Raw genomic sequence first — 12,680 nt, forward strand, 5'->3', positions numbered from 1 at the left:
TCAGGCTGCGGCGGGCAGCGACAAGCTCGGGCGCGTCGCCGCGGCATGTTCGACCATCGCGATCACCTCGGCCCGGCGTGCGCCGGTGAGCACGTAGCGCGGCGGCAGTACGCGCTCCGAGCCGCGCCCCATGACCTGCTCGGCCAGCTTGATCGACTGGACCAGGTCGTGCTCGGCATCGAGGTGGAGCAGCGGCATGAACCAGCGATAGATCTCGAGCGCCTTGGCGTGATCGCCGCGCTCGACCGCCGCGACCAGCTCGACCGACTCCTTGGGGAAGGCGTTGGTCAGGCCGGAGACCCAGCCCCGCGCGCCGAGATACAGCCCTTCGAGCGCGACGTCGTCGAGGCCCGCGAACAGCACGTAGCGGTCGCCGAGATCGTTGCGGAAATCGGTAAAGCGGCGCGTATCGGGCGCCGACTCCTTCACCGCGACGATATTCTCCACCGGCACCAGCTGCTCGAGCACGTAGCGGTCGATCACGGTGCGATAGGCCGGCGGGTTGTTGTACAGCATGATCGGCAGCGCGGTGCGCTCCGCCACGCCGCGGAAATGCGCCACCAGCTCGTCGGGCTTGGGGACATAGACCATCGGCGGCAGCAGCATCAGCCCGTCCGCGCCGGCCTTCTCCGCCGCCTGAGCGTAACGCACCGCGCGGCGCGTGTCATATTCGGAGACGCCGGTGATCACGGGCACGCGCCCCTTCACCACCTCGACGATGCCGGAGAGCACCGAGACCTTCTCGTCGAAGTCGAGCGAGTTGTTCTCGCCCACCGTGCCCAGCGCGATGATCCCGGTGACGCCGTCGCGGATCAGATCGTCGACCACGCGCTGGGTGTCGGCGAGGTCGAGCGTGAGATCCTCGCGCACCTGGGTCGTCACCGCCGGGAACACGCCCCTCCAACCGATCGTCATCGCCGACCCTGCCCCTCTCAGTTTCTCGAGGCTGGATCGTATACTAAGTATATTACGTAGGCGCAACCTGTCCGACTACTCCTCCTCGGGGTAGGGGCCGCGGCCGCCGTCGCGGATCAGCTGGTCGACCCGGCGATCGATCTCACTGACCGGGACCGAGCCGAGCGCCAGCACCGCGTCGTGGAAGGCCTTCACGTTGAACTTGGGGCCGAGCGCCTGCTCCGCGCGGGCGCGAGCGCGTTGGATCGCGAGTTGGCCGATGTAATAGCTCAGCGCCTGCCCCGGCCAGGAGATGTAGCGATCGACCTCGGTGGTGACCTCGTGGTCGGACAGCGCGGTATTGTCGCGCAGATAAGCTTGCGCGCGCTCGCGGCTCCAGCCCATCGCGTGGATGCCGGTATCGACCACCAGCCGCGACGCGCGCCACGCCTGATAGCTGAGCATGCCGAAGAGGTCATAGGGCGTCTCGTACATCCCCATCTCCTCGCCCAGCGTCTCGCAATAGAGCGCCCAGCCCTCGCCGTAGACCGAAAGGTAGGTGTCGCGGCGGAACGGCGGCAGGTCCTTGTTCTCGGCCGCGAGCGGCATCTGGAAGGCGTGGCCAGGCGCGCTCTCGTGCAGCGTCAGCGCGGGCAGGGCGTAGAGCGAGCGTGCGGGCAGGTCATAGGTGTTGACGAGGTACACGCCCGGTCCGCCGCGCCCGGCGGTGTAGAAGGGCGCGACGTCTTCGGGCACCGGCCGGATCGCGAAGCGGCTGCGCGGCAGCCGGCCGAAATAGCGCGCCGCCTTGCCGTCGAATGTCTTGGCGATCCACGCCGCGCGGTCGAGCAATTGCTGCGGCGTGGTCGCGTAGAAGCGTGGGTCGGTGCGCAGGAAGGTCAGGAAGGCGGGCAGGTCGCCCTGGAACTTCACCAGCGCCATCACCTGAAGCATGCGCGCGCGGATCTTGGCGATCTCGGCGAGGCCGATCGCATGGACCTGCTCGGGGGTCTGCGGCAGCGTCGTATATTCCGCCACCTTCGACTGATAATAGGCCTTGCCGTCGGGCAGGTCATAGGCGGCCAGCGCGGTGCGCGCGCCCGGGAAATATTCCGTGCGGAGGAAGGCGAGCAGTCTGCGGTGGGCGGGCAGCACCGAATCGCCGATCGCCGCCTCGCCGGCGCGGCGCAGCTCGGCCTGGGTCGCCGCCGGGATCTGCTTGGGCATGGTGACGAACGGCGCGTAGAAGGGATTGTCGGCGATCGTCTTGGCTTCGACCACCTGCGCCACGCCGATGTCGCGCCCCGCCATCGTCACCTTGGGCGGGGTGAAGCCGCGCCGAAGCCCGGCGCGCATATTGACGATCTGCTGGTCGAAGTAGCGCGGCAGCTCGCCGAGCATCGACAGATAGGCGCGATATTCCTTCTCGTTCGCGAGCGGGTCGCGCGCCGCCGCCGCGACGTCGCCCCAGAAGCTGGTGTCGGCGGTGAGCGGCTTCTCATAGTCGCGGAAGCGCTGCTCGTTGAGGAGCGCGTCGATCTGCTGGCGATAGACCGCATAGTTGACCTGCTCGGCGGGCGAGAGATCGGCGGGGCGGATCGCGCGAAGCCGCGCCGCAGTGTCCTCCCACCGCTTCAGCCGCACCGCCTGCGCCGCCGGGCCGACATCGGGCAGATGCGCGCGCGCCTCGCGGCGGCTGTCCTCGTCGGCGGCGAGCTGCTGCTGCCGCCAGCTATATTCGCCGGTGTAAAGCTGGCGCAGCGCCGCGTCGGCACTGCCGCGGGTCGGGGCGGCCATCGCAGAAGTATAGGGTGCCGCCGCCAGCACGGTCGCGCCCAGCAGCGCAGTCCAACGAGTGCTCACATTCCCTCCCCGATCGCCATGACGTCGGCGTAGAGTGCGGCGAGCGTTCCCACACCTTCTTTCTCGTCCCCGCGCGTGCCGCGTCGCGTGGGGCGCAAGCGTCGCCCCGTCGCGCCCCGCCCCTCCTGCGTCATCCCGAACTTGGTTCAGGATCCACCACACCGTTTGTTCAACAGCCGGCTGGTCCGCGGGATCGTGGACCGTGAAACGAGTTCGGGACGGTGGCAGTGGGTCCGGGGGTGGCGGCGCCCATCGCTCTTCCCGCGGGAGCGGACACCGCGACGTCACCGCGCCACATCGCCTCAGCTCGCCCGCCCGCCTTCACCGCGCAGCGCCGCGCCGATCAGCGTGAAGAAAGCCTGGCTGCCCGCGCTCGACTCGACGTCCCACTCCGGGTGCCATTGCACCGCCAGCACCTCCGCGCCGCAGCCCGGCGCCGCGACCGCCTCGATCACGCCGTCGTCGCTCGACCGCGCCTCCACCCGCAAGCCGCCGCCGAGCCGGTCGATCGCCTGCTCATGGACGGAGTGGACGGTCAGCTGCCGCTCCCCGGTCGCGCGCGCCAGCTGCCCCTCGGGGGCCAGGCTGACGTCGTGGCGCAGCGTGAACAGCTCGGCATAGTCGCGCTGCGTCCAGCTGCCGCCGCGCAGGTGGCGGCCGCAGCACGGCTCGGCCGAAAGCGAGCCGCCGAACAGCACGTTGATCTCCTGCAACCCGCGGCAGATGCCGAACACCGGCTTGCCCGCCGCGATCATCGCGTCCGCCAGCGACAGCGCCACCTCGTCGCGCTCGGGGTCGAGCGCCTCGGGCGGCAGGTCGAGCGTGCCGCCGTAGCGTTCCGGCGCGACATGCGAGCGCGAGCCGGTCAGCAACAGCCCGTCGAGCGGCGCGGCGAGCGCGGCGGCGTCGTTGGCGCCGGTCAGCGCCGGCACCAGCAGCACCGTCGCGCCCGATACCGCGGCGAGCGGGCGGACGAAGCGGCTCGCCACGGCCTGCACGGGGCGGTGCGCCACCTCGTTGCAGCACAACACTCCGATCAGCGGCCGCCGCGACGCCATGCTCAGTCTCCCGCCAGTCCGTCGCGCCAGCGCTCGCCGTCGGCGGGCGCGAGCACGAGCGCGACCGGTTGCGCGACGGTGCGCCCCGCCTCCACGTCCTCGAGCAGCCAGACGTTGCCGCCGATCATCGCGCCGCGCCCGATCGTCACCCGCCCGAGGATTGTCGCGCCGGCGTAGATCACCACGTCGTCCTCGACGATCGGGTGGCGCGCGTAGCGCTCGCGCGGGTGGTCCGACGCGTCCGCCAGCGGGGTGCGCGCGCCGAGCGTGACATGCTGGTACAGCCGTACGCGCTCGCCGATGATCGCGGTCTCGCCGATCACCACGCCGGTGCCGTGATCGATGAAGAAATGCGCGCCGATCGTCGCGCCGGGATGGATGTCCACACCGGTGCGCTCGTTGGCGATCTCGGAGATCAGCCGCGCGATGATCGGCGCGCCGAGCTGGTAGAGCGGGTGTGCGATGCGGTGGTGCAGGCTGGCGATCGCGCCGGGGTAGCAGACGAGGATCTCGTCCGCGCTGCGCGCCGCGGGGTCGCCGAGGAAAGCGGCGGCGACGTCGCTGTCGATCAGCCGGCGCACCTCGCCGAGCGTGGCGAGGAACAGCCGCACGATCGTCGCGGCTTGCTCGGAATCGAACGCGCCGCTGCGCGCCTCGGCCTGCCAGTAGGCCAGCTCCGCGCCGATCTCGCGCTCGAGCTCGGTCGCGGCTGCGAGCAATTTGGCGGCGACGAAGCCGTCCTCCTCGCCCGCATTGCCGCGATACTGGCCGAGCCGGCGCGGGAAGAGCGCGGCGGCGAGCGTCTCGACCACGCGCTCCAGCGCCGGGCGCGACGGGAAGGCGCGTGCCTCCTCCGACGGATGGCCGGCGCGCCAGTCATCGCGTGCGCCGCGCAGCGCCAGCACCGCCGCGGCGATCGCCGAGCCCTCACCCGCCGCGCTCGCCGCCCCGTCGCTCATGCCTCACCTCTCGCCAGCCCATCCGAGCGCCGTGTCATACTCCACCGGGTGAGTAGGTGATCCAAGCTTTTCTTGCGCGGCGAGGAGGTTCGCGCTTGCCGCATCGGTCAGGCGCGCTGCAATGTGCGGGCGCGGCGGCGCTGTACCGAGCTGCCGATCCCCATCGCCTCGCGATATTTCGCGACCGTCCGCCGCGCGATGCCGAAGCCCTTGGCATTGAGTAGCTCCACCAGCGTGTCGTCGGACAGGATCGTGTCGCCCTCGCCCGCGATCAGCGCGCGGATCGCGCTCTTCACCGCCTCGGCCGAGACCGCATCGCCGCCGTCCGCCGCGGCGATCGCCGAGGTGAAGAAATACTTCAGCTCGAACAGCCCGCGCGCGCAGCTGAGATATTTGTTGCTGGTGACACGGCTGACGGTCGATTCGTGCAGCTCGATCGCATCCGCCACCTGGCGCAGCGTGAGCGGGCGCAGGTGTGACACGCCGTGGAGGAAGAAGGCCTCCTGCTGGCGCACGATCTCGGTAGCGACGCGGATGATGGTGCGCTGACGCTGATCGAGCGCCTTGACCAGCCAATTGGCACTGGCGAGCTTCTCGGCGAGCCAGGTCTTGCCGGCGCGATCCTGCGCGCCCCCGGCCAGCTCGCTGTAATAGCTCTTATTGACCAGCACGCGCGGCAGCGTGGCGGCATTGAGCTCGACCAGCCAGCCGCCGCGCGCACGCGTCACGCTGAGATCGGGGATCACGGGCGCGGGCGCATCGCCGCCGTAGCGGAAGCCCGGCTTGGGATCATAGCCGCGCAGCTCGCGGATCATGTCCGCCATATCCTCGTCGTCGGCGCGGCAGATCTTCTTGAGGCGGCCGAGCTCACCGCGCGCGAGCAGGTCGAGATGGTCGAGCAGCCGCGCCATCATCGGATCGTAGCGATCGGCGTCGCGCGCCTGGAGGGCGAGACACTCGGCGAGATCGCGCGCGCCCACGCCGGTGGGCTCGAACTTCTGGATCTCGGCGAGTACCGCCTCGACCCGCGCGAGCGGCACGCCGAGCCGCTGCGCGACGTCGTGCAGGTCGGCGCGGAGATAGCCGGCCTCGTCGATCTGGTCGATCAGCGCGCTCGCCACGAAAAGGTCGGCCTCGTCGAAGGTCGCGCCCGCCTGCGCGAGCAGCACGTCGGCGAGACTCTCGCTGGTGTCGGCGAAACTGTCGAAGTCGATCGCCTCGCCGCTGCCGCTGCCGCTGCCCGGGCCGAGATCGCCGATCCGCTCGGCGGCCGACTCGCTCGGGCCGTCGTCGAACCGCTCGGCAGCGATGTCGACGTCGAGCGACTCGCCCGCCCCCTCCCCCGCCATCACCAGCTCGTCGGCGCCAGCGGGCTCGTCGCGCGGCGCCTCGGCGGTCTCGGGTGCGGCGGAGACGCCATCGTCGGCGGGCGCGCTCGACTCGAGCAGCGGGTTACGCTCGATCTCGTCGGCGATCACGCCCTCGATCTCGAGATTGCTTAGCGCCAGCAGCTTGATCGCCTGCTGGAGCTGCGGCGTCATTACCAGTGACTGCGACTGGCGCAGGTCGAGGCGCGGGGCGAGGCTCACGGGATAGTGGGTCCGCGGCGCATCGGCATTACAGCGTGAAGCTCTCGCCCAGGTAAAGGCGGCGCACGTTCTCGTCGCGCACCAGCTCCTCGGGGCTGCCGGTGAACAGCACCTTGCCGTCGTAGATGATATAGCCGCGATCGACGATATCGAGCGTCTCGCGCACGTTATGGTCGGTGATCAGCACGCCGATACCGCGCTCCTTGAGCTGGCACACCAGACCGCGGATGTCGGCGATCGAGATCGGGTCGATGCCCGCGAACGGCTCGTCGAGCAGCATGATCGACGGGTCCGCCGCGAGCGCGCGCGCGATCTCGGCGCGGCGGCGCTCGCCGCCCGAGAGCGCCATCGCGGGCGCGTCGCGCAGCCGGGTGAGCCCGAAATCGGCGAGCAGCCGCTCCAGCTTCTCGGCGCGCGCGGCGGAGTCGGGCTCGGACAGCTCGAGCACGGTGAGAATGTTCTTCTCGATCGTCAACCCGCGGAAGATCGAGGTCTCCTGCGGCAGATAGCCGAGGCCGAGGATGGCGCGGCGGTACATCGGCAGGCCGGTGATGTCGTCGCCGTCGAGCATGATCCGGCCCGAGTCGGGCTTCACCAGCCCCATTACCGAATAGAAGCAGGTGGTCTTGCCCGCGCCGTTGGGGCCGAGCAGCCCGATCACCTCGCCGCGTCCGACCGACACCGACACGTCGGTGAGCACCACGCGCTTGTCATAGCTCTTGGCGATCGAGACGACCTGGAGCCCGCTCTGCACCGGCGCCTCGTGGATCGGCGCGACCTGGTCGAGCGACTCGCGGTCGAGCTGGGTGGTGACGCTGTCCATCGCCGTCGGGCCTCGCATAACAGGGTTACCGGAGCGCTAACGGAGCGCCGGTTGGCAGGGAACGTGCATGCCCGATCGGCGCGCGCGTTTGAAGGGGGGACGTGCCGAGCGGTGTCCGGGCGGGGGTGAGGGGAGACGTTCGGTCCACCTCGCCTGGGGCCTTGTCGCGTCATCGACGAGCTGGCGCGCCGTGACCGTGTTCCGGCGAAAGCCGGAATCCAAGGTCAAGCAAAACAACGTCTTATAGCGTGCACAACCCTGGGCTCCTGCCGCCGCAGGAGCAGGCAGGTATTCCACGACGATCACCTGCAAGGTGGGGTTGGAGTCGGTGCCTCAGTTCCGCTTGGGCACCGAGAACGTCCCCGTCACGCGCCCGCTCGGCGCCTGCGTCACGTTGCCCGCGCTACCGCCGCCGCCCGCCACCGCCGAGCCGTCGATCACCGCGCGCCCGGTGTCGAGGTTGATCGTCAGCCGTCCGCCGCTGACGGTATTGCCCGCCTGGGTCAGCCGCACCCCGCCCAGCATCGTGATGACGCGGCGGTTGAGGTCGTACACCGCATAGGTGCTGCGCGCGGTCTGGTCGGGCCGGGTCACCGTCACCCCGCCCGCGGCGTCGAGCCGTGACACCTGCGGGTTCCCGTTCTCGACCTGCCCGGTATAGGCGACCGTCATCCGCGCGGCGTCGAGCGTCATCTCGGCCTGGCGCACCTTGACGTTGCCTGCCAGCACAGCGCGATTGGCGCGGTCCTGCAACTCGATGTGATCGGCGCCGAAGTCGATCGGCGCGGCGCTGTTATGACGCGTCTGCGCGACCGCGCCGCCGGCGAGCAGCACGGCCAGCAGCGGGACTCGGCAGGCGACCGGGGCGAGAGAGCGCAACATCCAGCGCTCTTTCTATTTTCTCGGGTCGATCCGCAAGCGCGCATTGCCGTCGAGCGTGACGGTGCGTGCCTCCAGGTCGGCGCGCATGCTGTCGCCGCTGAACGTGCCCTGCCGGACCGTGCCGGTGACCGCCGCGGTGGAGCGCAGCCGCCGCGTCTTGAGGTCGACCACCGCGTCGGTGGTGTCGAGCGCGTAATTGTTCGGCCCGCGCACCTTGATCGGGCCGGCGACGTCGACCTGCTCGCTGTCCATGTCGTAGCGGCCGGTCGGCGCGGTCATCTCGGCCGGGCCGTCCGACAGCCGGATCGCGGCGGCGAGGTCGCGGATGTTGACCACCGGTTCGGCCGAGCTCTTCTGCAGCGCCGAGCCCGCGGTGAGCGCGAAGGGCTGGCCCTTGGCGTCGGTGCCGCGATAGCGCGCGCGCTGGATCTTGAGCCGCTCGCGCGCGACCTCGACCTTGTTCTTGTCGAGCACGAAGGAGGCGTCGCCCCCCATCGTCAGCGGCGCCATCACCAGAAAGGCGAAGAGCACGCCGATCGAGAGCGGCAGCAGGCGGTTGGCGGTGGCGATCAGGCGATCGTGGCGCCCGCCGGGCTGCGCCCAGCGCTGGCGCTCCGAGCGGGTGCGCAGCGCCACCTCAGACATGCGCGAAGATATCCACCTCGGGCCAGCCGGCGAGGTCGAGCTCGGCGCGCGCGGGGAGGAAGTCGAAACACGCCTGCGCCAGCGCGGTGCGCCCCTCGCGCGCCAGTCGCCGGTCGAGCTCGTCGCGCAGCCGATGGAGGAAGCGCACGTCCGAGGCGGCATAGTCGCGCTGCGCCTCGCTCAGCTCGGGGCCGCCCCAGTCGGACGACTGCTGCTGCTTCGATATGTCCTGGCCGAGCAGCTCGCGCACCAGCTCCTTCAGCCCGTGCCGGTCGGTATAGGTGCGCACCAGCCGCGACGCGGTCTTGGTGCAATAGACCGGCGCCGCCACGACGCCGAGATAATGGCGGAGCGCGGCGATGTCGAAGCGCGCGAAATGATACAGCTTCACCCGCGCCGGATCGGCGAGCACGGCGCGCAGCACCGGCGCGGCATAGTCGCTGCCGGGGTTGAAGCGGACGAGATGCTCGTCGCCGGTGCCGTCGGACAATTGCACCAGGCAGAGCCGGTCGCGTGGAGTGATCAGCCCCATCGTCTCGGTGTCGACCGCGATCGCGGCACCCGGGGCGAACACGTCGCCGGGCAGATCTTCCTCATGGAAATGGACTGTCATGCAGGGGGCTGTAGCGGGGCGGCGACGCCGGCTCAACGCGTTCGTTCGGTTGCGTCTGCGACGGACGGTGTTATCCGCGCGATAGGAAGCAAGTGATTGGTGCATCTGGGAAGAAAAGACTCGCACAACGATTCGACGGCGCTGCATTGTTCGGCTATGACGGGCGATGCGGCGCAATAGGATCTGCGCCCGGGGAACCGCGTTCGCCGTCCTGCGCGTGGTCTCGTTGAGAATGTTCGGGCGGACCGGGAAGACGCACAGGGTTATGGGTTACGACAAGGGCGGCCGCGGCAATCGCGGCGGACGTGGGCGCGACAAGCGCGACGGTTTCGGCGGCGGCGGTGACGACTTCGGCGGCGGCGGCGGGTTCGGCGGCGGCGGCTTCGGTTATGAGGACCGCGGCGGCTTCGGCGGCGGCGGTGGCAACCGCGGCTTCGGCGGCGGCGGCGGCTTCAGCGGCGGCGGCGGCGGTGGTCGCGGCTTCGGTGGTGGCGGCGGCGGGTTCGGCGGCGGCGGCGGTGGTGGCGGCTTCGGCGGCGGCCGCGGCATGCCCCCCCAGGTCGTCGGCGAGGGCACGGGCGTCGTCAAGTTCTTCAACGCGCAGAAGGGTTTCGGCTTCGTCGTGCGCGATGACGGTGGGGAGGACGTGTTCGTCCACATCTCCGCAGTCGAGCAGGCCGGTCTCGCCGGCCTGGCCGAGGGCCAGCCGCTCGGCTTCACCCTGGTGGATCGCGGCGGCCGCATCTCGGCGACCGACCTCAAGATCGAGGGCGAGCCGATGCCGGTGACCGATCGCGCCCCGCCGCGCGAGGGCGGTTTCGGCGGCGCGCCGGGTGGTGCACGCGGCGGCGCCGGCGCACCCCAGCGCCAGCTGACCGGCGAGAAGGCCACGGGTACGGTCAAGTTCTTCAACGCCATGAAGGGCTTCGGCTTCATCCAGCGGGACGACGGCCAGCCCGACGCGTTCGTCCACATCTCGGCGGTCGAGCGCGCCGGCATGCCGACGCTCAACGAGGGCGATCGGCTGGAGTTCGAGATCGAGGTCGATCGTCGCGGCAAGTATGCCGCGGTGAACCTCTCCTCGTCGAGCTGATCGGCTCGCCGAACATCTGACCGAAGCGGCCCGCCCGACCTTGTCGGGCGGGCCGTTCTCGTTACCGGGGCCGCCGATCACCGCGTGGCGCTTGCCCTCGCCCTCCCGCTCGCGCATCGCGGGCGCCGAGGGAGCCCTGCCATGACCGACCGTCACCGTTTCGCCCGCGCCGCCGCGCTGGCGCTCGTCGCACTCACCGGCGCCTGCGCCCCGTCGCTCAAGGTGATGACCTACAACGTTCGCTACGCCTCGGACGACGGGCCGCAGCCGTGGCCGTCACGCCGCGCCGCCGCCGTGGCGATGCTGCGCCGTGTCCATCCCGACGTGATCGGCACGCAGGAGCTGCTCCAACGCCAGGGCGACGACATGGTGGCCGCACTCCCGGAGTACCGGTGGTTCGGGCGCGATCGCATGGGCGGCCACGCCAACGAGCATATGGGCATCCTCTACCGCGCCGACCGGCTGACGCTGCTCCGCCACGGCGATTTCTGGCTCTCCGACACCCCCGAGGTAGTGGGCAGCCAGAGCTGGGGCACCGACCTGCCGCGAATGGCCAACTGGGGCGAGTTCGCGCTGACGAGCGATCCCAAGCGCCGCTTCCTGCTGGTCGACACGCATCTAGCGCATCGCGACCAGGACGACGGCGCGCGCGATCGCGCCGCCGCGCTGCTGCTCGAACGAATCCCGACGATCGCGCCGGGGCTGCCGGTGGTGCTGACCGGCGACTTCAACGCGACGCCCGACAGCGCCGCCTATCGCCGCCTCGCCGCGGCGATGACCGACGCCTGGGGCAAGCGCCCCGGCGGCCTGAGTTTTCACGATTTCACCGGCGTGGCGGACCGGCGGATCGACTATATCTTCCTCGACGGCGCCCGCGCGAGCGGCACCACGGTCGTGACCGACCGGCCCGGCGGCATCTACCCGTCGGACCATTTCCCGGTGACCGCCAAGGTCACGCTGCTGCGCTGAGCGGCTGCACGCGCGCAGGCAAGCGCGTGATCATGGAGGTGTGAGCCAGCGACGTGGCCCTGCGAACGTAGCGGCCCAAAGTCTCGGGCGTCGGGCCTGCCCCCCTGGGTTCCGGCGGACGCCGGAGCCAGTTGGACGGAAATGGATCGAGCGCTAGTGCGCCGTCGGCCAACCGTCCGAGTCCCAAGCGAGTGGCTGGATCTGCAGCGTCGGCGTGCCGTTCCGCTGCGTGTCATAGGCGTGATAGACGATATAATCGCCATCGGGGCGCTGCAGGATCGCAGCGTGGCCGCGGCCGACGTAGCGACTGCCCGTCCCCTGCCCCGAGGCGAGCACCGGCGTGCCCCCGCCTTGCAGCATCGCGGCACCGGTGCGATCGACATAGGGCCCGGTCGGCGCGGCGGACCGACCCACCACGGTGTTGTAGCTGCTCGCCGCGCCGCGGCAGCAGAAGTCGAACGAGGCGAACAGATAATAGAAGCCGCCGTGCCGGATCACAAAGGGCGCCTCGATCGCCCCGGGTGACGGTCGCGCGGCGAGGCTGCGCAGCGGATCGCCGTCGCGCCGCTTGCCGGTGGCGGGATCGAGTTCGATCAGCTTGATGCCGCTCCAGAAGCTGCCGAAGACCAGCCATGATCGCCCGTCCGCGTCGGTGAAGGCATTGGGATCGATCGCGTTGTAATCGTCGGTCCGGTCGGAGCGGACCACCGGCCCCTGATCAACCCAGTGCGCGGCCGGCGCGGCCGGGTCGATCACCGATGCGGTGGCCAGGCCGATCGCCGAGCGATTGCTGCCGAAGGTGCTGACCGAATAATAGAGACGGTACTCGCTGCCGGCCTTGGAGATGTCGGGCGCCCACATGCCGGACGCGCCGGGTACCGCGCTCGCGGCCCACGCGGGCAGCGCGGCATAGGAGCCTCCGCGCCGCGTCCAATGTTTGAGGTCGTCCGAGGTGCGCAGGCCGAGCAGCCCGGCGGCGTCTCCGGCGTTGCCGGTGCTGAAGAGATAGAAGCGGCTTCCGTCGGCGAGGATCGCGGGATCGTGGACCGGACTGGTCGCGCCGGTGAGCGCGATCGAACCGGTCGCGGGAGCCGGTGCCGGCGTGGCGGTCGGCGGGGGGCTCGGCGCGGGGGCCGGCGCCGCAGCCACCGGTGCGAGCGCCGCCGCGCCGTTGCCGCCGGTGCCGCCACACCCCGCCAGCAGCGCGCTCGCACCGGCGAGCGCCGTCGCGGCGCGCCTCGTTCTGCTCGCCATCGTCTCTCTCCCCGCGTGACGTGACTCGGGCGGGGCTC

12 protein-coding genes are annotated in these 12,680 nt (G+C 70.6%); 2 read left to right on the top strand and 10 right to left on the bottom strand.

Annotated features, from left to right (window positions below; all coding sequences use genetic code 11):
* From QBJ89_RS05250 to QBJ89_RS05290, 9 genes are all read right to left on the bottom strand, one after another.
* Positions 1-915, bottom strand: a complete 915-nt coding sequence (locus QBJ89_RS05250; RefSeq protein ID WP_277979485.1) for a dihydrodipicolinate synthase family protein — start codon at positions 913-915, stop codon at positions 1-3.
* 75 nt (positions 916-990) lie between these two features.
* Positions 991-2,691: a DUF885 domain-containing protein gene (locus QBJ89_RS05255; RefSeq protein ID WP_277979682.1), complete on the bottom strand. Its 1,701-nt coding sequence runs from the start codon at positions 2,689-2,691 to the stop codon at positions 991-993.
* Positions 2,692-3,059: 368 nt separating this feature from the next.
* Positions 3,060-3,815, bottom strand: a complete 756-nt coding sequence (locus QBJ89_RS05260; RefSeq protein ID WP_277979486.1) for a gamma-glutamyl-gamma-aminobutyrate hydrolase family protein — start codon at positions 3,813-3,815, stop codon at positions 3,060-3,062.
* 2 nt (positions 3,816-3,817) lie between these two features.
* On the bottom strand, positions 3,818-4,774 hold the full coding sequence (gene epsC, locus QBJ89_RS05265) for a serine O-acetyltransferase EpsC (RefSeq protein ID WP_277979487.1): 957 nt from the start codon (positions 4,772-4,774) through the stop codon (positions 3,818-3,820).
* Positions 4,775-4,881: 107 nt separating this feature from the next.
* Complete coding sequence (gene rpoN, locus QBJ89_RS05270; RefSeq protein ID WP_277979488.1) at positions 4,882-6,363, bottom strand: RNA polymerase factor sigma-54; 1,482 nt, start codon at positions 6,361-6,363, stop codon at positions 4,882-4,884.
* Positions 6,364-6,391: 28 nt separating this feature from the next.
* Positions 6,392-7,186, bottom strand: coding sequence for an LPS export ABC transporter ATP-binding protein (gene lptB / locus QBJ89_RS05275; protein WP_277979489.1), 795 nt, complete (start codon positions 7,184-7,186; stop codon positions 6,392-6,394).
* A 333-nt stretch (positions 7,187-7,519) separates the two neighbouring features.
* Positions 7,520-8,068: an LptA/OstA family protein gene (locus QBJ89_RS05280; RefSeq protein ID WP_277979490.1), complete on the bottom strand. Its 549-nt coding sequence runs from the start codon at positions 8,066-8,068 to the stop codon at positions 7,520-7,522.
* A gap of 12 nt (positions 8,069-8,080) precedes the next feature.
* The gene (gene lptC / locus QBJ89_RS05285; RefSeq protein ID WP_277979491.1) at positions 8,081-8,713 is read right to left on the bottom strand and encodes an LPS export ABC transporter periplasmic protein LptC; all 633 of its coding nucleotides are present in this window, start codon (positions 8,711-8,713) and stop codon (positions 8,081-8,083) included.
* The gene (locus tag QBJ89_RS05290; protein ID WP_277979492.1) at positions 8,706-9,326 is read right to left on the bottom strand and encodes a ribonuclease D; all 621 of its coding nucleotides are present in this window, start codon (positions 9,324-9,326) and stop codon (positions 8,706-8,708) included. The genes lptC and QBJ89_RS05290 overlap by 8 nt, the downstream gene beginning before the upstream one ends.
* Positions 9,327-9,591: 265 nt before the next feature.
* On the opposite strand from QBJ89_RS05290, the gene QBJ89_RS05295 reads away from it, so the two are divergent.
* Both QBJ89_RS05295 and QBJ89_RS05300 read left to right on the top strand, forming a co-directional pair.
* The gene (locus QBJ89_RS05295) at positions 9,592-10,419 is read left to right on the top strand and encodes a cold-shock protein (protein WP_277979493.1); all 828 of its coding nucleotides are present in this window, start codon (positions 9,592-9,594) and stop codon (positions 10,417-10,419) included.
* Positions 10,420-10,560: 141 nt separating this feature from the next.
* Complete coding sequence (locus tag QBJ89_RS05300; protein WP_277979494.1) at positions 10,561-11,388, top strand: endonuclease/exonuclease/phosphatase family protein; 828 nt, start codon at positions 10,561-10,563, stop codon at positions 11,386-11,388.
* 153 nt (positions 11,389-11,541) lie between these two features.
* On the opposite strand, the gene QBJ89_RS05305 is transcribed toward QBJ89_RS05300, so the two are convergent.
* Positions 11,542-12,642, bottom strand: coding sequence for an arabinan endo-1,5-alpha-L-arabinosidase (locus QBJ89_RS05305; RefSeq protein ID WP_277979495.1), 1,101 nt, complete (start codon positions 12,640-12,642; stop codon positions 11,542-11,544).
* Between the last annotated feature and the right edge of the window lie 38 nt (positions 12,643-12,680).

The organism is Sphingomonas phyllosphaerae, from assembly GCF_029623345.1.
In the GTDB taxonomy this organism is placed as follows: domain Bacteria; phylum Pseudomonadota; class Alphaproteobacteria; order Sphingomonadales; family Sphingomonadaceae; genus Sphingomonas; species Sphingomonas phyllosphaerae_C.